The 18775-nt window shown below is 65.2% G+C and carries 18 protein-coding genes and 1 riboswitch; of the genes, 7 read left to right on the top strand and 11 right to left on the bottom strand.

Annotated features, from left to right (window positions below; all coding sequences use genetic code 11):
* Positions 1–8 precede the first annotated feature (8 nt).
* The 5 genes from HNS03_RS23880 to typA all read right to left on the bottom strand — a co-directional run bounded on the left by HNS03_RS23880 (position 9) and on the right by typA (position 5452).
* Positions 9–1217 (bottom strand): efflux RND transporter periplasmic adaptor subunit, encoded by a 1209-nt coding sequence (locus HNS03_RS23880; protein ID WP_367198554.1) that lies wholly within the window; start codon positions 1215–1217, stop codon positions 9–11.
* A 73-nt stretch (positions 1218–1290) separates the two neighbouring features.
* On the bottom strand, positions 1291–1878 hold the full coding sequence (locus HNS03_RS23875; RefSeq protein ID WP_367198553.1) for a TetR/AcrR family transcriptional regulator: 588 nt from the start codon (positions 1876–1878) through the stop codon (positions 1291–1293).
* Between the two features lie 252 nt (positions 1879–2130).
* The gene (ppa, locus tag HNS03_RS23870) at positions 2131–2676 is read right to left on the bottom strand and encodes an inorganic diphosphatase (protein WP_367198552.1); all 546 of its coding nucleotides are present in this window, start codon (positions 2674–2676) and stop codon (positions 2131–2133) included.
* A gap of 274 nt (positions 2677–2950) precedes the next feature.
* Positions 2951–3487 (bottom strand): N-acetyltransferase family protein, encoded by a 537-nt coding sequence (locus HNS03_RS23865; RefSeq protein ID WP_367198551.1) that lies wholly within the window; start codon positions 3485–3487, stop codon positions 2951–2953.
* A 141-nt stretch (positions 3488–3628) separates the two neighbouring features.
* A complete protein-coding gene (gene typA, locus HNS03_RS23860) occupies positions 3629–5452 on the bottom strand; it encodes a translational GTPase TypA (protein WP_367198550.1) in 1824 nt (607 codons plus the stop codon).
* Positions 5453–5842: 390 nt separating this feature from the next.
* Between typA and HNS03_RS23855 the strand changes: the two genes are divergently transcribed.
* Both HNS03_RS23855 and HNS03_RS23850 read left to right on the top strand, forming a co-directional pair.
* Entirely contained in the window at positions 5843–6877 is a 1035-nt protein-coding gene (locus HNS03_RS23855; protein ID WP_367198549.1) for an aspartate-semialdehyde dehydrogenase, read from the top strand.
* A 191-nt stretch (positions 6878–7068) separates the two neighbouring features.
* Entirely contained in the window at positions 7069–8193 is a 1125-nt protein-coding gene (locus HNS03_RS23850; RefSeq protein WP_367198548.1) for an NAD(P)-dependent alcohol dehydrogenase, read from the top strand.
* A 218-nt stretch (positions 8194–8411) separates the two neighbouring features.
* On the opposite strand, the gene HNS03_RS23845 is transcribed toward HNS03_RS23850, so the two are convergent.
* Entirely contained in the window at positions 8412–9512 is a 1101-nt protein-coding gene (locus HNS03_RS23845; protein ID WP_367198547.1) for a quinone-dependent dihydroorotate dehydrogenase, read from the bottom strand.
* Positions 9509–9856, bottom strand: a complete 348-nt coding sequence (locus HNS03_RS23840; RefSeq protein ID WP_367198546.1) for a DUF952 domain-containing protein — start codon at positions 9854–9856, stop codon at positions 9509–9511. The genes HNS03_RS23845 and HNS03_RS23840 overlap by 4 nt, the downstream gene beginning before the upstream one ends.
* A gap of 207 nt (positions 9857–10063) precedes the next feature.
* On the opposite strand from HNS03_RS23840, the gene HNS03_RS23835 reads away from it, so the two are divergent.
* Both HNS03_RS23835 and HNS03_RS23830 read left to right on the top strand, forming a co-directional pair.
* Positions 10064–10705 carry a helix-turn-helix transcriptional regulator gene (locus HNS03_RS23835; protein ID WP_367198545.1) on the top strand — a complete coding sequence of 214 codons (642 nt, stop codon included), beginning with the start codon at positions 10064–10066 and terminating at the stop codon, positions 10703–10705.
* Positions 10705–11550 (top strand): thermonuclease family protein, encoded by an 846-nt coding sequence (locus tag HNS03_RS23830; RefSeq protein WP_367198544.1) that lies wholly within the window; start codon positions 10705–10707, stop codon positions 11548–11550. The genes HNS03_RS23835 and HNS03_RS23830 overlap by 1 nt, the downstream gene beginning before the upstream one ends.
* A 19-nt stretch (positions 11551–11569) precedes the next feature.
* Here HNS03_RS23830 and HNS03_RS23825 read toward each other — a convergent pair whose 3' ends face one another.
* Entirely contained in the window at positions 11570–13237 is a 1668-nt protein-coding gene (locus tag HNS03_RS23825; protein WP_367198543.1) for a lysine--tRNA ligase, read from the bottom strand.
* Between the two features lie 169 nt (positions 13238–13406).
* On the opposite strand from HNS03_RS23825, the gene HNS03_RS23820 reads away from it, so the two are divergent.
* Positions 13407–13820, top strand: a complete 414-nt coding sequence (locus HNS03_RS23820; RefSeq protein WP_367198542.1) for a tellurite resistance TerB family protein — start codon at positions 13407–13409, stop codon at positions 13818–13820.
* 55 nt (positions 13821–13875) lie between these two features.
* On the opposite strand, the gene apaG is transcribed toward HNS03_RS23820, so the two are convergent.
* Positions 13876–14268, bottom strand: coding sequence for a Co2+/Mg2+ efflux protein ApaG (gene apaG, locus HNS03_RS23815; RefSeq protein ID WP_367198541.1), 393 nt, complete (start codon positions 14266–14268; stop codon positions 13876–13878).
* Between the two features lie 304 nt (positions 14269–14572).
* Here apaG and HNS03_RS23810 point away from each other — a divergent pair, with 304 nt between their 5' ends.
* Entirely contained in the window at positions 14573–15217 is a 645-nt protein-coding gene (locus HNS03_RS23810) for a CDP-alcohol phosphatidyltransferase family protein (RefSeq protein ID WP_367198540.1), read from the top strand.
* A 109-nt stretch (positions 15218–15326) separates the two neighbouring features.
* On the opposite strand, the gene HNS03_RS23805 is transcribed toward HNS03_RS23810, so the two are convergent.
* Positions 15327–16547, bottom strand: coding sequence for an O-succinylhomoserine sulfhydrylase (locus HNS03_RS23805; protein WP_367198539.1), 1221 nt, complete (start codon positions 16545–16547; stop codon positions 15327–15329).
* A gap of 101 nt (positions 16548–16648) precedes the next feature.
* Positions 16649–16728: riboswitch (SAM riboswitch) on the bottom strand.
* A 103-nt stretch (positions 16729–16831) separates the two neighbouring features.
* Here HNS03_RS23805 and HNS03_RS23800 point away from each other — a divergent pair.
* A complete protein-coding gene (locus HNS03_RS23800) occupies positions 16832–17923 on the top strand; it encodes a 2'-deoxycytidine 5'-triphosphate deaminase (RefSeq protein WP_367198538.1) in 1092 nt (363 codons plus the stop codon).
* Positions 17924–18109: 186 nt separating this feature from the next.
* Here HNS03_RS23800 and HNS03_RS23795 read toward each other — a convergent pair whose 3' ends face one another.
* Positions 18110–18742, bottom strand: coding sequence for a flavodoxin family protein (locus HNS03_RS23795; protein WP_367198565.1), 633 nt, complete (start codon positions 18740–18742; stop codon positions 18110–18112).
* Between the last annotated feature and the right edge of the window lie 33 nt (positions 18743–18775).

Here is an 18775-nt window from a genome sequence, read left to right as displayed (position 1 = left end):
AACGCGCCCTATCCCGCCCGCTTCGTGTCAGCGCCCGCCGGCTTGTCCTCGCTGGCGGTACCCTTTGGCTGCCACGGTTGCGGCGCGACCGGCGCGCCCGGGCCAATCTTCTGGAAACCCTCGACGATCACCTTGTCGCCAGGCTTAAGCCCCTCTTCGATGATCCAGCGGTCATCGATGACGCGGCCCACACTGACCTGACGCACTTGGGCGGTGCTATCCTCGCCCACGACGAACACACGCGCGTTGCCGCTGGCATCACGCTGCACCGCCTGCCGCGGCACCGCGATCGCGTTCTGCTGCACGCCCTGCTCGATCAGCACGCGCACATAGAGGCCGGGCAAAAGAATCCCGTCCGTGTTCGGGAATTCCGCACGCAGGATCACCTGGCCCGTGGTCCGGTCGACGGTGGTTTCGGAGAACAAGAGCCGACCGGGCTCGCCATATTCGGTGCCGTCGTCGAGCACGAGCTTCACCGGAGCCTCGCCCGGATCCTTCGCGAGCGCGCCCATGTCCAGCGCTTTGCGCAGCGCCATCATTTCGCGCACCGACTGCGTAAAGTCCGCGTAGACCGGATCGAGCTGCAGAATGGTCGCCAGCGGCTCGGAGTTGTTGGCGCTGACAAGCGCGCCCTCGGTGATCAGCGCCCGGCCGATACGTCCGGAGATCGGGGCCGTCACATCGGCATATTCGAGATTGAGCTTGGCGGCGGCCAGTTCGGCCTTGGCCAGCGCCACGTTGGCGTTCGCCTGGGCGAGCTCCGCCGAAGCCGTGTCGTAGGCCTGCTGGGCCACGACCTTGCGATCGAGCAGCTTCTGCTGGCGGTCGGCGTCCTGCTGGGCGCGAAGCTGCTCGGCTTCGGCGCGCTTCAGGCTCGCTTCGGCGCGCTGCACCTCGACCTGGAACGGCGCGGGATCGATCTTGTAGAGGACATCGCCCTTCTCCACGCGGCTGCCCTGGGTGAACACCCGCTCGACCACGATCCCGGAGACGCGCGGACGCACCTCCGCGATGCGGGTCGGCGAGATCCGTCCGGGCAATTCGTCGACGATCGGGATCTTGTCCGGCTCGACCGTTACCACGCTGACCGGCGACGGCGGACGCGCAGGAGCGGCCGCCGCCTGGTTGGAGCTCTGCTCGGCGTCGTTGCACGCCGCCAGCCCCAACAGAAGAGCGATCGCTGCGATCTTGGTAATGGCAAATGGAGTACGCAACATTCCAGTCTCCGTGCGCCGCGTCCCGGACCGTATCTCCGGGGCGGCGGGGAAAATTGGCAAGGAGAAAGCTCGTTCAGCTCACAGGATCGAGTTTGGGTACCGAGACCTGTTCAGGCTCTTGGTCGACGAGCCAATTGATCTCTTCGAGAACCCGGATCCGCTCCTCCGGCGAAAAGTGATAGACGTCGAAGCGCTCCATGACGCGAAGCCCCCCCAGCGCAAGAAAGGCGAGAAGCGCCCCGCGCGGCTTCGAAGCCGATTCGTGAATCTCGTCCACGGTCTCGGCATATTTGTTGTGGATCGGCTCTCTGAGCTGGCGATCCTGGGCAAGAGCGGAGGATAGGCACAGCTCGATTTCGCCTTCGCTCCCTTCGGCGGCCTCGGCCGCCGCCACGATATGGGTCCGAATCATGGCATTCGGATCGGATCCGAAATTTTTGCGGATCTCGTTCATCCGCAGCTCTTCCGCCGCAATGCGGCGTTCGACCATCGCGCGCATCAGCGCAGGCTTGGTCTTGTAGTCGTAGAGCACGCTCGCTTTCGAGATTCCCGCTTCGGCGGCGACCGCCTCCAGCGTCAGCTTCGCCGTCCCGTCGCGCTGTACGACGCATTCCGCTGCGTCGAGGACTGCCGCACGGTCGATAGTGCGTTTTCTACCCATCACAAACTTCCGGAATAATTACCAACCGGATGGTTATTTATAAACGAGTGTCCGAAGCGTCAATAGCTATGCTGCACCGCACTGTACACAAAGCCGTGCATCAAAAACAACGGCCGCCCGGAACGGAGATTCCGAGCGGCCACACCGCAAAATCCGAGAATTCCGCCGTTTCGGACCGATCCATTCACATGGAATTGTCCGACCGAAAAGCGGCGCCGAGAGCGCGGCTGCGTTCTTTCGCCGCGCCGAGCGTCACTCGGCCGCCTGGCCTTCCGCAGCCGCCTGCTTGATCGAGCGCTCGATGATTTCCTCGGCGGCCTCGCGGCCCTGCCAGCCGGTCACCTCGACCCACTTGTTCGGCTCGAGATCCTTATAGTGCTCGAAAAAGTGAACGATCTGATCGAGCGTGATCTTCGGCAGATCCTCGTAGGACTCGATCTTTTCGTAGCGCCGGGTCAGCTTGGTGCTGGGCACCGCGATGACCTTTTCGTCGGCGCCCGCCTCGTCCTGCATGTTGAGAACGCCGATCGGCCGGCAGTTCATCACCGCGCCGGGCACGATCGGACGCTGATTGACGATGATCACGTCCAGCGGATCCCCGTCGTCGGCCAGCGTGTGCGGTATAAAACCGTAGTTTCCGGGATAGCGCATCGGAGTGTAGAGAAAGCGGTCCACCCAGAGCGTGCCGGAGGCCTTATCGAGTTCGTACTTGATCGGCTCGCCACCGACCGGAACCTCGATGATGACGTTGATGTCCTTCGGCGGGTTCTTCCCGATCGGAATCGCGTCGATGCGCATGGTGTGATTGCCTCTCCTTCCATAAGCCCTGGCGCGCCCCTATTTTGCGGCGCAAAATTCAGGGAGGATGGGCAAGCCTTCAACCACGGCTTTCGCCTGCGGGCAAGGGCCGAGACGCAGGATGCGGCATTGAAGCGCCAGAAACCCTCAAAACCCGACAAAGCAGACGGTTCCTGCGACGCGCTGAGGCCGCGGGTGCAGCCTCGGAGCGCTTCCCGTTCGGATTGAACCGGCCCGAACGATACGCCCCAGCCCACCGCTACTACGTCATGGACTAGGTCGACGGCGACCCGCGTCCTTGTCGCGGCGTGTACCCAAAGGCAATTTTCGGCAACGTCGCCGAGCCGATCGTCTCTTCTGCCGTGGCGACCGCCCGCCCCCCCTTATGGCCGTAGAAGCGGCACGCGGTCTCATTGTCCGCCAGCACCCAGACCACGAACGACCGCCGGCCCTCATTGCCGAGCGCGGTCCCGGCCGCATCGAACAGCCGGCTGCCGAAGCCGAGGCCGGCGAATTCCGGCTGGATATAGAGTTCGTAGATTTCGCCGCGATAGGGCAGGCTGCGGGCCCGGCTGGCACCGAACGTCACGTAGCCGCGCACCGTGTCCCCGATCTCCAAGACGAGAATCGAAACACGGCGCTGAATCGCCCGCTGCCACCACGCCGGACCACGGCGCGCGATCATCCGCTCCAACTCCGCGCCGGGCAGCACGCCGCGATAGGCATACCGCCAAGCCGAATCATGGACTTCTGCGATCGCAGCCGCATCCGCGAGCTTGGCTCGCCTTATGCCCATCGAACCGGTCTTCATAGGGCAAGCGTAGCTCGACCTTGCCGGCGGGAAAAGAGGAAACCCCAGCCGATCCAAAGTCAGATGCAAGCCTCGCACCGGCTTTGCGCTGAAAGAGTCCTAGGATCGAGGCCGGTCCAGCCGGCCGCACGAACCGAGACGTCAGGCCGCACCCGGTTCCTTGCGCCGCTCCGCCTTCTTGCGCTCGTTCGGGTCCAAAATCGCCTTGCGCAGACGGATCGACTGCGGGGTGATTTCCACCCGCTCGTCGTCGGCGATGAACGCGAGCGCTTTTTCCAGGGTCATGCGGATCGGCGGCGTGAGTTTGATCGCCTCGTCCTTGCCTGCGGAGCGGACGTTGGAGAGCTGCTTGCCTTTCATCACGTTGACCTCGAGATCGTTGCCCCGCGTGTGCTCACCAACGATCATGCCCCCGTACACCTTCGCGCCCGGGTCGATCATCATCGGACCACGATCCTCCAGGTTCCACAGCGCATAGGCCACCGCCTCGCCGTCGGAGTTGGAGATCAAAACGCCGGTGTGCCGGGTCGGCACCTCACCCTTGTAGGGCTCGTAGGCGTGGAACACGCGGTTCATCACCGCCGTGCCGCGCGTATCGGAAAGCAGTTCCGACTGATAGCCGATCAAGCCGCGCGTCGGCGCATAGAAAACCAGCCGGACCCGGTCGCCGCCGGAAGGCCGCATCTCCTGCATCTCCGCCTTGCGCTCGGAAAGCTTGGAAACCACGGCGCCGGAGAACTCGTCGTCGACGTCGATCGTCACCTCTTCGACCGGCTCCAGAAGCTCGCCGTCGTCGCCGCGCTGGAACACGACGTTGGGGCGCGACACCGTCAGCTCGAAGCCTTCGCGCCGCATGGTCTCGATCAGGATCGCAAGCTGCAGTTCGCCGCGCCCCGACACGATCATGGAATCGGCGTCCGGACCCGGCTCGACCTTGAGCGCGACGTTGCCGGCGGCTTCCTTCATCAAACGGTCGCGGATGACGCGGCTCTGGACCTTGTCGCCCTCGCGCCCGGCGAGCGGACCGTCGTTGATGCGGAAGGTGACCGACACCGTCGGCGGATCGATCGGCTGAGCCTCGATCGGCTCGGCGAGGGAGGGATGGCACAGCGTGTCGGCGACGGTCGCCTGCTGCATGCCGGCAAGGGCGACGATGTCGCCTGCACGCGCCACCTCGACGGGAACGCGCTCAAGGCCACGGAAGGAGAGCACCTGGCTGATGCGGCCGTTTTCGACCAGATTGCCCTGGCGGTCGACGGCCTTCACCGACTGGTTCGGCACGATCTCGCCGGAGCGGATGCGGCCGGTGAGAATGCGGCCCAGGAACGGATGCGCCTCGATGGTGGTGGCGAGCATACGGAACGGCCCCTCCTCCACCGGCGGGGCCGGAACATGCTCCAGCACCATGTCCAGAAGCGGAGAAATGGAGTCCTTCGGGCCAGTGGGATCGTTGGCGATCCAGCCTTCCTTGGCCGAACCGTACATGACCTGGAAGTCGAGCTGGGATTCGTCGGCGTCGAGCGCGGCGAACAGATCGAAGATCTCGTTCAGCACCTCTTCGTGGCGCTCGTCGGCGCGGTCGATCTTGTTGATCACCACGATCGGCCGAAGCCCGACCTTGAGCGCCTTGCCGAGCACGAACTTGGTCTGCGGCATCGGGCCTTCGGCCGCGTCCACCAAGAGGATCGCGCCATCCACCATGTGGAGGATGCGCTCCACCTCGCCGCCGAAGTCGGCGTGGCCGGGCGTGTCGACGATGTTGATGCGGCTGTCCTTCCAGGTGACGGCGGTCACCTTGGCGAGGATCGTGATGCCACGCTCGCGCTCCAGATCGTTGGAGTCCATGGCGCGCTCGGCGACTTTCTGGTTCTCGCGGAAGGTGCCGGACTGCTGCAGGAGCCGGTCGACCAGCGTGGTCTTGCCGTGGTCGACGTGGGCGATAATGGCGATATTGCGCAAAGTCATAAGAAGGTCCGTTTGGATCGTTTTGCTGCGGCACACGTGCCGAGCCGATTGTGTGATCGATGCCCGTCTGCCGAAAGCCGCCCGCGTCCGCGCATCGTCGCGGGCAGTACGTGGGCGGTTTGCGCAAGCGGATGCGATGCGTCGGGCGAGCGGGCCACCGGCGACGCGCATGTCGGCTCGCGCTTGTTGCAGCGCAAGAGCCATAGCCGATCGAAGCCCGCCGGGAAAGGCAAAAGCGGGCAAAAACAACCTGTCGGCCGCCTCCTTGCAGCGAACCCGCAATGGACTCACATGAGCGAACGCGCTACACGCGCGACTTCCTGGCCCGGCCCGCCCTTGGTGGGGGCGATTGCCGCGCGGTCAGGGACACGATGAAAATGAGTGACTGACATGGGTTACGTAATCGCAGTGGTCGGCGCGACGGGGAATGTCGGCCGAGAAATGCTCGACATCCTCGAAGAGCGCGGCTTTCCGGCCGATCGGGTGATCCCGGTCGCCTCCCGCCGCAGCCAGGGCACCGAGGTCTCCTACGGCGATACGACCCTGAAAGTCGAAGCGCTGGAGCATGTCGACTTCAGCCAAGTCGATTTGTGCCTGATGTCGGCCGGCGGCTCGATCGCCCAGGAATGGGCCCCGAAGATCGCCGCGGCCGGCGCCGTCGTGATCGACAACTCGTCCTACTGGCGCACCGATCCGGACGTGCCGCTGATCGTGCCGGAGGTCAACGCCGACGCGGTCGAAGGCTTCACCAAGAAGAACATCATCGCCAACCCTAACTGCTCCACGGCCCAGCTCGTCGTCGCGCTGAAGCCGCTGCACGATGCCGCGACCATCAAGCGGGTGGTGGTGTCGACCTATCAGTCGGTCTCCGGCGCCGGCAAAGACGCCATGGACGAGCTCTTCACCCAGACCCGGGCGGTGTTCGTCTCCGATCCGGTCGAGACCAAGAAGTTCCCCAAGCGCATCGCCTTCAACCTCATTCCCCAGATCGACGTCTTCATGGAAGACGGCTCGACCAAGGAGGAATGGAAGATGGTGGTGGAGACCAAGAAGATCCTCGATCCGAAGATCAAGCTTTCCGCCACCTGCGTGCGCGTGCCGGTGTTCATCTCGCATTCCGAATCGGTGAATATCGAGTTCGAGAAGCCGATCTCTGCGGAAGAGGCCCGCGACATCCTGCGCGAGGCGCCGGGCTGCCTGGTCATCGACAAGCACGAGCCGGGCGGCTACGTCACGCCCTACGAGGCCGCCGGCGAGGACGCGACCTATATCAGCCGCATCCGCGAGGACATGACGGTCGACAACGGCCTGGTCATGTGGGTGGTCTCCGACAATCTGCGCAAGGGCGCCGCGCTCAACACCGTGCAGATCGCCGAGCTTTTGGTGAACCGCAAGCTGGTGACGCCGCGCCAAGAGGCGGCCTGAGGCAGGCCCTTCGGACACAGAACGCGAAAGGCGGCTTGCAAGCCGCCTTTTTCATTGGCGGCATGCGGATCGCCGCGAGACCACGCGTCACCCCTTTTTCCGACACGCATGATCGCTACACTCCTCCTCGTGCCAGGGGCATGCGCCGCCAAGCCGCGCATCGAAACGGCCCGCACAATTGGAGGAAACCGATGAACGAGATCGCCTCACGCGACATCAAAGCCGCCGTCATTCGCGAACAGGGGGCCGAATTCGCCCTGGAGACCCTCAGACTCGGCGCGCCCGCGCCGCGCGAGGTGCTGGTGAAGGTGGTAGCCGCCGGCATGTGCCACACCGATCTGATCATCCGCGATCAATATTATCCCACCCCGCTGCCGGTGGTGCTCGGTCACGAGGGCTCGGGCATCGTGGAAGCCGTCGGCAGCGACGTGAAAAATCTCGGCCCCGGCGATCACGTGGTGATGAGCTTCATGTCCTGCGGGGTCTGCGATCCCTGCCAGAGCGGGCATCCCTACCACTGCGCCGACTTCTTCGCGCTCAACTTCGGAGGCTGCCGCAAGGACGGCTCCACCGCGGTTTCCGACGGCAGCGGCCACTCGATCCACGATCACTTTTTCGGCCAGTCCTCGTTCGGAACCTATGCCATCGCCCATGAGCGCAACCTGGTGAAGGTGGCCGAGGACGCCCCGCTGGAGCTGCTCGGCCCGCTCGGATGCGGCATTCAGACCGGGGCCGGCGCGGTGCTCAACGCCCTGAATGTGGGCGCCGGGCAGAGCTTCGTCTCCTTCGGCGCCGGCGCTGTCGGCTTGAGCTCGGTTCTCGCGGCCCAGGTCGCCGGCGCCACTACGATCATCGCCGTGGACGTTCAGCCGAACCGGCTGGAGCTCGCCCGGGAGTGCGGCGCGACCCATGTCATCAACGCCAAGGACGGCGACCCGGTGGAAGCGATCCAAGCGATCACCGGTGGCGGCGCGCACTGCACCCTGGAGACCAGCGGGCGCCCGGAGGTCTTGCGTCAGGCGATCGACGCACTTGGCATCATGGGAACCTGCGGCATCGTCGGTGCGCCGAAGCTCGGCACCGATGCCAACTTCGATGTCAACGGCGTGATGGTGCCCGGTAAGCGCATCATCGGCATCGTGGAAGGCGCGAGCGTGCCGCAGATCTTCATCCCGCACCTCATCGAGCTGCAACGCCAGGGCCGCTTCCCGTTCGAAAAGCTGGTCACCTTCTACGACTTCGACCAGATCAACCAGGCCGTCGAGGATTCCGAAAGCGGCAAGACCATCAAGCCGATCCTGCGCATGCCGGCCTGAGAGGTGAACTTATCGCTCACGCCAACTCGCTTCGCTCGTGGCCGCGCGGGCGCGCCCCGGAGCCTTTCCAGGGCGAAGTGAGAACCGGTTCGCCATCCGGAAACGCGTGAAAAGCAAGGCCGGCGCGCGGTCGTGCGCTGGCTACGCGACGCCTGAAACAGCGTGTCCCGAGTTTCCGTCTGACGTTTCGTCGGAGAGACTCTTTTCAGGCGAATCCGTCACCCCATGCCGGGATGCACCTCGCCCCGTGCCCAGGCGTCGCGCTCGCAGCCAATAGCCTCGTCGAGCGAAGTCAGGCCGCGCCGACGGACCTCTTCGCCCAGATGACGCAGGATCTTCGGGATCAGCTCGCCGCCCTCGTAGACGAGCCCTGTATAGAGCTGGATCAGGCTCGCTCCGGCCGCAATCTTGGCAAACGCCGTCTCGCCGGACCACACGCCGCCCACGCCGACGAGCGGCATGGCGCCATCAATGCGGTTCGCCATCTTGGCCAACACCACCGTCGACGGCTCGAACAGCGGTCGGCCCGAGAGCCCGCCGGCCTCCTGCGCCGTACGCGCATCCTTCAGTGGCGGACGTGCGATCGTGGTGTTCGAAACGATCAGCCCGTCGATCCCATGCTTCAGCGCAGCGGCGGCGATGGTATCGAGGCCGAGCTCGTCGAGATCGGGCGCCACCTTCACCAGAAGCGGCACGCGCCGCCCCGTCTCGGCCGCCTCGTCGCGGGCGGCGAGCGTGCGCGTCATGAGCTCGTCCAGCTCCGCTGCCCCTTGCAGGTCGCGCAGGCCGGGCGTGTTGGGCGAGGAGATATTGACGGTGAAGTAGTCGGCGACGTCGGCGAAAGTGCGCACGCCGCGCACATAATCGTCGATCCGGTCGTGGGTAACCTTGTTGGCCCCGAGATTGACCCCGACGATGCCCTCGAACCGGCGGCCGACAAGCCGCGCATGCGCGGCGGCATGACCTCCGTTGTTGAAGCCCAGCCGGTTGATCATCGCCCGGTCCTGGGGCAAGCGGAACACCCGCGGCTTCGGATTTCCCGGCTGCGCGAGCGGGGTAATCGTTCCGACCTCGACGAATCCGAAACCGAGCTTCAAAAGCGGCCCCGGCACTTCGCCATCCTTGTCGAAGCCGGCCGCCATGCCGAGCGGATTCGGGAAGTCGAGCCCGAAGGCGGAGATCGCCAGGGCGGCATCGTGCGGCAGGGCCGGTGCCGGCGCCAGTCCGTTGGCGAGGGCGGCAATCGTCGCACGGTGCGCACGCTCCGGGTCGAGCCGGCGCAGAAGCGCGGGCCCGAGCGTCGACAGAGAAGGGATCACGCGTCGAGCTCCGGAAAGATATGACCGGCGGGCGAGAGCGGCAGCTTCTTGGTCCAGGCCACCGCCTCGAGGGGAAGATCGCCGTAGAGATGAGGGAACAGGTCCCCGCCCCGCGAGGGCTCCCATTTCAGCTTGTCGCCAAGCGCATCGACCCGAATCGCCACCAGCAGCAGGCCTTCCTGTTCTCCAAAGTGGCGACGCGCCGTCTCCATCACCTGGTGACGCGCGGAAAGGTGGATAAAGCCATCGACGTGGTCGATCGGCGCTCCTCGATAGACGCCTTCACGCTCCGCTGTCTCCCAGGAGGGGGTGTCGACGATCTTGTAGACGGTCTTGGCGCGCATGGATCCGGTACTCGATAAAGGTTTCGGACGACAGTAGCGGCTCGCCCCGCCCGCCGACAAGGTATCCGAGTCTAGACCGGAACCGCGTCGGTTCTGGACTCCGAGCGTGGCGGGAATTAAAGTGCATTTAGGTATGTTTTCCTTTTCTTATTCCCGGAGAGGGTCTCCGGGTCGGCGTTCGTCCACGCGACGGAGAGGTGGTGCGGCATGCTCACGCACGAGCGGGTCTGGGCGGCGATCGACGGGCTGGCCGACCGGCAGGGATTGAGCCCCTCCGGCCTGGCGCGCCGCGCCGGCCTCGACCCGACGACATTCAACAAGTCGAAGCGACTGGCCGGCGACGGACGTCCGCGCTGGCCCTCGACGGAATCGATCGCCAAGGTCCTGGAAGCGACCGGCTCGAGCCTCGCCGACTTCTTTCGCAGCGGCGACCGGCGTCTGGCGGAGGATGCGATCCCAACGCCGCGTGCAGTGCCCGTGGTGGGCTTCGCCCAGGCCGGTGCCGGCGGCTTCTTCGACGATGGCGGTTTTCCCGTCGGCAGCGGCTGGGACGAGATCACCTTTCCGGAGCGCCGAGACGAGCCCGTTTACGCTCTTGAGATTTCCGGCGATTCCATGCTTCCGCTCTACCGCCACGGTGACGTATTGATCGTCTCGCGCGCGGCGGCGGTCCGCCGGGGCGATCGGGTCGTGGTGAAAACCATGGACGGCGAGGTGATGGCGAAAATTCTCCATCGGCAGACCAGCAAGATGGTCGAGCTGACCTCGCTCAACCCCGAGCACCCCGACCGGACCCTCCCGCTCGCCTCGATCGAATGGATGGCCAGGATTTTGTGGGCTAGTCAGTAATGGCCAGTTATTCGCGGGCTCGGCGCCGGTCCCAGACCCTGTCGCGGGTTCTTTATGCCGCGGTGGTGATCGGTGCGGCAGCCGCCAGCGTGGTTCCGCTTCTGCTTTTGGACGACGGCTGGGTCGGCCCGGTGTCGGAACGCATGAAGACGCTGCCGCTCGGCGCGCCCAACGACGACCCCCAGAACGCCGCCGACTGGGGCGGCAAGACCACGGTGCGCCCGGCCGAAGTGGCCGACGCCAACGCCGTAGAGCCCGCCGACGAGCTGGAACCTATCGAGACCGAACCGGACGTCTCCGTCCGCGACGTCTCCTCCAACCGGATTACCCGCAGCCCGGAACGCGTCGCCCCGCTGCAGCGCCTGCCGAGCGCGGTGGAACTGCCGCCGCCGCTACCGCCGAAGCCGGTGCGCTACTATCTGGTGGTGGTGGAAGACGCGTTGACCCTCGACGCCCAGGGCACCCCGCTGAAAATCGCCCAGGTCGACGGCCCGTCCACCTTCGACACTTGCCAGGAAGGCTCGCCGGTTCAGTGGAGCTGTGACATCCGCGCCCGCACCGCCTTGCGCAAGCTGGTCGGCGCCCGCGCCATCGAGTGCCTGGCCCTCGACGAGAAGGTCGCGCGCACGCTCGAAGCGGCGTCGGAAGCCAACGAGACGGCCAAGCTCGACGAACCGGCGGATGTCACCTGCACCGTTGGCGCCACCGACATCGCAAGCTGGCTCGTCTCGCAAGGCTGGGCGAAGCCGGCCGAGGACGCCCCGGATCGGCTGAAGGTGCTGTCTTGGATCGCCCAGGGCCAGAAGCGCGGCTTGTGGCAGCCGCCCCCGCCGACGACGCAGTAATCCTCCCCGGTTGCCGGGACTATTGCTTTGCCGAGACCGCGACCAGTTCGCCCGCGAGCGCTTTTTCGATCAGCAATCGGGTCTCGTCGATGCCGTAAAGCGCTACGAACGAGCCGAAACGCGGCCCCTGATCCTGGCCGATCAGGGTCTGATAGAGCGCCTGGAACCAGAGGCCGGAAACGCCGGGACCTCCGTCCGGCCCCTTGCGCTTGGGGTCGAGATAACGCTCGAAGCCGCGCGCCACGTCCAGGATCGCGTCCTGGATCGTCGCCGCATCGGCGTCCTTGGGAAGCGTGGCAAGCTTGGCGTCAAGGGCAGCAAGCGCCTCCCGCTCCAGCTCGTCGGGCGCCCGGAACACCTTCTTCGGGCGCACGAAATCCTCGTAGTAGCGGATCGCGTAGCCCACCAGCCGGTCCAGCTCCGGGGCAGCCGCAGGCGTCACGCCCGGCGCATAGCGCGAGATATAGGCCCACAGCACGTCGGCCGTTTCCGCGTTCGAAGCCGAGACCAAATTCAAAAGCAGCGCGAACGAGACCGGCATGTTGATGACCGGCGGGGCGCCGCTGTGGATGTGCCAGGTCGGATTGTTCACCTGCGCGGCGGCATCCTGACGGCCGAACGCCGCCACGTGGGCGAAATACTCATCCACCGTGCGTGGGATCACGTCGAAATAAAGCCGCTTCGCCGTCTTCGGCTTCTGGAACATAAACAGCGACAGGCTCTCCGGCGAGGCATAGGTCAGCCATTCGTCGATGGTCAGCCCGTTGCCCTTCGACTTGGAGATCTTCTCGCCCTTGTCGTCCAGGAACAGCTCGTAGACGAAATGCTCCGGAGGCTCGCCGCCCAACACCTTGCAGATCCGGTCATAGACCGGCTGGTTGGAGAGGTGGTCCTTGCCGAACATCTCGAAGTCGACGTCGAGCGCCGCCCAGCGTGCGCCGAAATCCGGCTTCCACTGCAGCTTTACGCGCCCGCCGGTGACCGGCAACGTCACCTCCCTGCCGTCCTCGTCGTCGAAGGTGATGGTGCCGTCGCTCGGGTTTACGTCCTTCATCGGCACATAGAGCACCCGACCGGTCGCGGGCGAGATCGGCAGGAACGGCGAATAGGTCGCCTGACGCTCCTCGCCCAGCGTCGGCAGCATGACGTCCATGATCGCCTGATAGCGCTCCGCCACCCGGATCAGGATCTGGTCGAACCGGCCGGAGAGATAATAGTCTGTGGCGCTGGCGAACTCGTACTCGAAGCCGAAGGCGTCCAGGAAGGCGCGCAGCCGGGCGTTGTTGTGGGCGCCGAACGAATCGTGGGTTCCGAACGGATCGGGGACGCGCGTCAGCGGCTTGCCGAGATTTTCCCTGAGCAGCTCCTGGTTCGGCACGTTTTCCGGCACCTTGCGCATGCCGTCCATGTCGTCGGAGAAGCACAGAAGCCGAGTCGGGATCTTATCGTCGGTCAGCACCCGAAAGGCATGGCGCACCATGGTGGTGCGCGCGACCTCGCCGAAGGTGCCGATATGCGGCAGGCCGGATGGGCCATAGCCGGTCTCGAACAGCACCTCGTCCTTGCCGCCGCGGCGCTCCAGCCGCGCGATGATCTTGCGCGCCTCCTCGAACGGCCAGGCTTTGCTGACCTTCGCCGCGGCGACGATCTCTTCGGAAAGATCGGCGGGTTCGGGGCGAACGGTCATGATTTTAAGCCTTCTTCTTGAGGAGCCGCCAGAAAACGACGGAACGCCGTTGATCTATGGGCGCGCGGGCGCGCGGTCAATTCTCGGCGTCTGCAATTCGGCGAATGTCTTCCATCGTGCGTCGAGTCGCTCTAGGGTCCGGGCGAACAAAAAACCCTCGGAGCCCCGGATGGACCAGCCGATTTCCCATCATGAAGCCCTCGTCTACGTCATGGTCACCATGTCGGCGGTCGACCGTACGATGACGGATGCAGAGCTGCAGCAGATCGGCGAGATCGTCCGCACGCTTCCGATCTTCCGCGACTACAACGAGAACCGGCTAGTGACCGCCTCGGAAACCTGCGCAGAGATCCTGCAGGAAGAGGACGGGCTGGAAACGGTGCTGGAGCTGATCCGCACCTGCCTGCCGAAGCACCTCTACGAGACCGCCTATGCGCTCGCCGTCGAGGTGGCCGCCGCCGACCTCACCGTGGAGCCGGAGGAGTTGCGGCTTCTCTCCATGCTGCGCGACACGCTGAGCCTGGAAAAGCTGATCATCGCGGCGATCGAACGCGGCGCCCGCGCCCGCTACCAGACGCTTTAGCTCGCGCCTGCTCGCGTTGCTCGCGGCTCCGCGGGGTGAAGCGCATTGGCGCGAGCTAGTTCAAAGTCGGATGCGCGTCCGGCAAGTCCAGCGAGAAGGCGGGGATGTCGACCTCGAAGCGTTCGCCGTCGGCGGTTTCCATCTCGTAGATGCCGACCATGATCCCTGAGGGCGTTCCGAGCGGACAGCCGGAGGTATAGGTGAACGCCTCGCCGGGCGCGAGCACCGGCTGCTCGCCGACCACGCCGGGACCGCGCACCTCCTCCACGTGTCCGCTGGCATCGGTAATGTGCCAATAGCGGTTGATGAGCTGTACCGTCTCCGCGCCCTCGTTGGCGATCTCGATTGTGTAGGCCCAGATATAGCGTCCCTGGTCCGGCGCGGATTCATCCTCCAGATACTGAGGACTGACGGTGACCCGGAGATTTCGGGTGGTGGCTTCGTACATTCTCTCTCTCGAAACGTTCGGCGCACCGTCTTGCGGGGCTGCGCGCGGGACACAGCCGGTGCCGTTTTTGCCTCATGTCGCCTTGCGGCGCTCTACGCGCCTCCGGCCCTGGCGTCAATCGCGCGGGCCCATGCCTACTGGGACATGGTCTTCGCCTGCTGGACCGGACCTTGAGCGAAGGCGGCCTTGTACATGTCGCATGTCCAACGGCATACCATCGCGTCCATGCGTCAGGCTGTCGTCGCCGACGGCATCTTTCTACCTCGTACGCCGCACACGCTTTTGGTCTGGCGGATAGGCTGCCATGTTCGATGCCCGCCTGAGATCGCTGATCGATCCCCCGCTTCAGGCGGCCGGACGGAGGATCGCACGTGCCGGAATTCCTGCCGACGCTGTAACGATCACCGGTTTCGCCTTCGGGCTCATCGCCGCGCTCGCGATCGCCAATGGCCTCTTTCTGGTAGGCCTTGCCCTGATCGCGTTGAATCGGGCGTTTGACGGGCTGGACGGCGCCGTCGCTCGAGCCCTTCCAGGCGACGCGGAACCCGGCCCGTCGGCAAGCGGCCCCAGCGACCGCGGCGGCTACCTGGATATCGTGCTCGACTTCGTTTTCTACGGCGCGGTGCCGCTCGCCTTCGCGGTGGCCGATCCGGCACGGAACGCCCTCGCGGCGGCCGTGCTCCTATTCACCTTCACCGCCAATGGCAGCGCTTTCCTCGCCTTCGCGGTGTTCGCGGAACGCCGTAAACTCGCAACGGCGGCCCAGGGACCGAAATCGCTCTACTATCTGAGCGGGCTGGCGGAGGGCGGTGAAACCATCGCCGCCTTCATGCTCATGTGCCTGGTTCCGGCATGGTTTCCGGCGATTGCGGCGGCGTTCGCGATGGTCTGCGGCTTGTCGGCGGCGGCGCGCATCGTGCTTGCCGCCAGCCTGCTCGGGCCGGACTAGAGCATTTCCGGGCGAAGCGGAAACCGGTTCGTCGTCCGAAAATGCATCAAAGCAATGGGGTAGGGCCGTTCAGCAATTCCATAAAAAGCTGATCGGCTCTACTCCGAGCTCATCCCACCGACACGGAGGTCTTCGCGCTCACGCTGTCGAGCGCCCGGGTCAGGTCGGCAACCACGTCCTCGGCATCCTCCAGCCCGATGGAGAGCCGCAGCAACCCGGGCCCGATCTCCAGCTCGGCGCGCTGCTCGTCGGTCAGGCGCTGATGGGTCGTGCTTGCCGGATGGGTGATCAGGCTCTTGGCATCGCCGAGATTGTTGGAAATCTTGATCACCCGCAGCGCGTTGGAAACGGCGAAGGCCGCATCCCGGCCGCCCTTGACCTCGAACGCGATCAAGGTGCCTCCGCCGGTCATCTGCTTGGCGGCGATCTCGGCCTGGGGATGGTCGGCGCGGCCCGGATAGATCACCTTGGCAATGCCGGCATGCCGAGCGAGCGCATCGGCGACGCGCGCCGCCGTCTCGGTCTGCTGGCGCACCCGCAGCGGAAACGTCTCCAGCGCCTTCAGCATGATCCAGGCGTTGAAGGGCGACAGGGCCGGCCCGGTCTGGCGCAGGAGCGTGTCGAGATTCTCCTTCACCCAGGCTTGGTCGGAAAGGATCACGCCGCCGAGACATCGCCCCTGACCGTCGATGTGCTTGGTCGCGGAATAGACCACCACGTCGGCACCCAGCTTCAGCGGAGCCTGATGCAAGGCGGTCGCGAACACGTTGTCGACGACCAGACGGGCCCCCGCCGAATGGGCGATCTCGGCAACCGCGGCAATATCCACCAATGCCAGGGTGGGGTTGGCCGGGGTCTCGGTGAAGAACGCGGTCGTATTCGGACGGACGGCAGCCTGCCAGGCGGCGAGATCCGATCCCATCACCAGCGTGGCGTCCACCCCGAAGCGCGGCAGCAGATCCTCCACCACATAGCGGCAGCCGCCGAACAGCTCCTTCGAGGCCACCACATGGTCGCCGGCCTTCACGCAGGCGAGCATTGCCGCTGTCACCGCCGCCATGCCGCTCGCCGTCGCGCGCGCGGCTTCCGCCCCTTCCAGAAGCGCCATGCGGTCCTGAAACATCTGGACGGTGGGGTTGCCGTAGCGCGAATAGACGAAGCCTTCCGCCTCGCCGGCAAAGCGTGCGGCCGCGTCTTCCGCGGTCTCGTAGACGAAGCCCTGCGTGAGAAACAAAGCCTCGGAGGTCTCGCCAAACTGGGAACGCTCGGTTCCGCCATGCACGAGACGGGTTGCGGGTCCGACGCCCGAAGGCAGCGACGACGACGCCATGCTCGACTTCCTTTCCAGTTCGATCGGCCGGAGACCACCGGCACTGGGAGGCGCCCCTTTCGGGTCGAGACACAAAAAAACCCGGTCGGGGAGCGACCGGGGCGTACCTTCACCCGGCCTCTTTAGCGACTTGTTTAACGTGGCTGCAAGCCGGCCGGCTCAAATGACCACGGGACGATGCGCTGTTTACGCCCGGGATTTCTTGGCGTCAATGCGGTGTTCGGTTAGGTCATGGACTGAGAAAGCGGCAAAACGGCCATCATTGGCGGGCGGGGACCGGTATCATGCAGGACACGGCGGGCATTCTTCCCCGACAGGCGCTCGCGGCGCTGAACCAACAAGGCGCCATCGCCGCCGAGCGACCGTTCGACGCCGACCAGATCCAACCGGCGAGCCTGGACCTGAGGCTGGGCACCGTCGCCCACCGCATCCGCGCAAGCTTCCTGCCCGGTCCGGAGGTGTCGGTCGCCGACAAGCTCGCCGAAGTAACCCTGCACACGATCGATCTCAGCCAGGGCGCCGTCCTGGAAACAGGCTGCGTCTATGTGGTGCCGCTGCAGGAGCGGCTCGCCCTGCCCTCCGCGGTGGCCGCGTCCACCAACCCGAAGAGCTCCACCGGCCGGCTCGACGTCTTCACCCGAGTGATCGCCGACCGTGCCGGCGCCTTCGACCGGGTGCCCGCCGGCTACTCGGGCCCGCTTTATGCGGAAATCAGCCCGCGCACCTTCCCGGTCCTGGTGCGCACCGGCTCGCGCCTCAGCCAGATCCGTTTCCGCCGCGGATCGACCACCCTCAGCGACGCCGAACTGACAGAACTTCACCGCAACGAGCCGCTGGTCGCCCCCGGCAACGCCGCGATCGACAGCGGGCTTCAGCTGTCCATCGATCTGGAAAGCGAGCTTGAGAGCGCAATCGTCGGCTACCGCGGCAAGCGCCACACCGGCGTGATCGATGTCGACCGCAAGGACGGCTACGACATCGCCGATTTCTGGGACCCGGTCACCGTGCGCCCCGGCCGTGGCCTGATCCTGGACCCCAACGAATTCTACATCCTGGTGTCGCGCGAGGCGGTTCAGGTGCCCCCGGGCTATGCCGCCGAAATGGTCCCGTTCGACCCGCTGGTGGGCGAATTCCGGGTCCATTATGCCGGCTTCTTCGATCCGGGCTTCGGCCATGGCGCAGCCGGCTCCGGCGCCCGCGCGGTGCTGGAAGTCCGCAGCCACGAGGTGCCCTTTATCCTGGATCACGGCCAAGTCGTCGGCCGGCTGGTCTATGAGCGCATGGCGGAGCTGCCCGACACGCTCTACGGCACCGGGCTCGGCTCCAACTACCAGGCCCAGCGCCTGAAGCTGTCCAAGCATTTCCGCGCGGTGTAGGGCCTTTTCCACTCAGACGGAAACGTCCGAACGACAAGAACCAGCTTCCGGTCGAGCTCTATCTTGACGCCGTGCCCCTGCCACTTGACAGGGAGTGCCGGGAACGCCCTTTTCAGGGACCGGGCGAACGCAATTCAGTGAGAGGACATCAACTTCCAACGCTGAATGTCGTCGGTTCGATCCTGATCACTCGCTCCACTTGCTTCCGGCGTCTTCCACCAGTTCGAACTGCACGGGTAGACGGCCACGGGCGAGTTGTATGGCAGCTTCTGCCACGCGGCGGCCGAGATGGCGCGCGGTGGCGAGATCGGAAGCCGGAGGTGCCGTCTCCGGCCCCTCGTCGACGTTCGATTGCGCTCCGGCTCCGAGCCAGAAGCCCAGCCGGTTCAAGTCCGACTCAGATCCGATCGACGAATTGTTCGCGGGAGGCAGATCGAGTCCGATCCAAATCATTCCATGCTGCGCCGCAAACAAAGACATCTGGATAAGGGTGGCAAGCTTGTCGCCCGATCGAGCGCCAGAGTTGGTAAACCCGGCCGCAAGCTTATCGTGCCACAGGAATCCTTTCGCCATGATGGCGTGAGAAGTGGCATCCTGAAAGGTCTTAAATGCCGCCGAAGGACCGCCCATGTAGGTTGGGGCCCCGAAAACGATCGCGTCGACAGTCGCCAGGTCGCCCCACCGCTGCTCGGCGTCTTCTACCCGAACCATTATCACCTCAGCCGTCGGGCTTTCTCCAGCACCGGCCGCTACGGCTTCCGCTTGCCGCGCAGTGTGAACCGCCCCGGGTTTGTCGGAGGCTCCAACTCCTGAGAGGATGGGGCTATGACGAGCAAGACGACGAACAAGTTT

The sequence above is a fragment of the Amorphus sp. 3PC139-8 genome (assembly GCF_040750475.1).
In the GTDB taxonomy this organism is placed as follows: Bacteria; Pseudomonadota; Alphaproteobacteria; order Rhizobiales; family Amorphaceae; genus Amorphus.
The sequence above is the reverse complement of the archived record's forward strand: the minus strand, read 5'-3'. Positions and strand labels throughout refer to the sequence as shown.

What these genes read in the sequence shown, in the direction of transcription:
- HNS03_RS23880 (WP_367198554.1), bottom strand. Translation starts at nt 1,217, where the DNA reads ATGTTGCGTACTCCATTTGCCATTACCAAGATCGCAGCGATCGCTCTT.
- HNS03_RS23875 (WP_367198553.1), bottom strand. Translation starts at nt 1,878, where the DNA reads ATGGGTAGAAAACGCACTATCGACCGTGCGGCAGTCCTCGACGCAGCG.
- ppa (WP_367198552.1), bottom strand. Translation starts at nt 2,676, where the DNA reads ATGCGCATCGACGCGATTCCGATCGGGAAGAACCCGCCGAAGGACATC.
- HNS03_RS23865 (WP_367198551.1), bottom strand. Translation starts at nt 3,487, where the DNA reads ATGAAGACCGGTTCGATGGGCATAAGGCGAGCCAAGCTCGCGGATGCG.
- typA (WP_367198550.1), bottom strand. Translation starts at nt 5,452, where the DNA reads ATGACTTTGCGCAATATCGCCATTATCGCCCACGTCGACCACGGCAAG.
- HNS03_RS23855 (WP_367198549.1), top strand. Translation starts at nt 5,843, where the DNA reads ATGGGTTACGTAATCGCAGTGGTCGGCGCGACGGGGAATGTCGGCCGA.
- HNS03_RS23850 (WP_367198548.1), top strand. Translation starts at nt 7,069, where the DNA reads ATGAACGAGATCGCCTCACGCGACATCAAAGCCGCCGTCATTCGCGAA.
- HNS03_RS23840 (WP_367198546.1), bottom strand. Translation starts at nt 9,856, where the DNA reads ATGCGCGCCAAGACCGTCTACAAGATCGTCGACACCCCCTCCTGGGAG.
- HNS03_RS23835 (WP_367198545.1), top strand. Translation starts at nt 10,064, where the DNA reads ATGCTCACGCACGAGCGGGTCTGGGCGGCGATCGACGGGCTGGCCGAC.
- HNS03_RS23830 (WP_367198544.1), top strand. Translation starts at nt 10,705, where the DNA reads ATGGCCAGTTATTCGCGGGCTCGGCGCCGGTCCCAGACCCTGTCGCGG.
- HNS03_RS23825 (WP_367198543.1), bottom strand. Translation starts at nt 13,237, where the DNA reads ATGACCGTTCGCCCCGAACCCGCCGATCTTTCCGAAGAGATCGTCGCC.
- HNS03_RS23820 (WP_367198542.1), top strand. Translation starts at nt 13,407, where the DNA reads ATGGACCAGCCGATTTCCCATCATGAAGCCCTCGTCTACGTCATGGTC.
- apaG (WP_367198541.1), bottom strand. Translation starts at nt 14,268, where the DNA reads ATGTACGAAGCCACCACCCGAAATCTCCGGGTCACCGTCAGTCCTCAG.
- HNS03_RS23810 (WP_367198540.1), top strand. Translation starts at nt 14,573, where the DNA reads ATGTTCGATGCCCGCCTGAGATCGCTGATCGATCCCCCGCTTCAGGCG.
- HNS03_RS23805 (WP_367198539.1), bottom strand. Translation starts at nt 16,547, where the DNA reads ATGGCGTCGTCGTCGCTGCCTTCGGGCGTCGGACCCGCAACCCGTCTC.
- HNS03_RS23800 (WP_367198538.1), top strand. Translation starts at nt 16,832, where the DNA reads ATGCAGGACACGGCGGGCATTCTTCCCCGACAGGCGCTCGCGGCGCTG.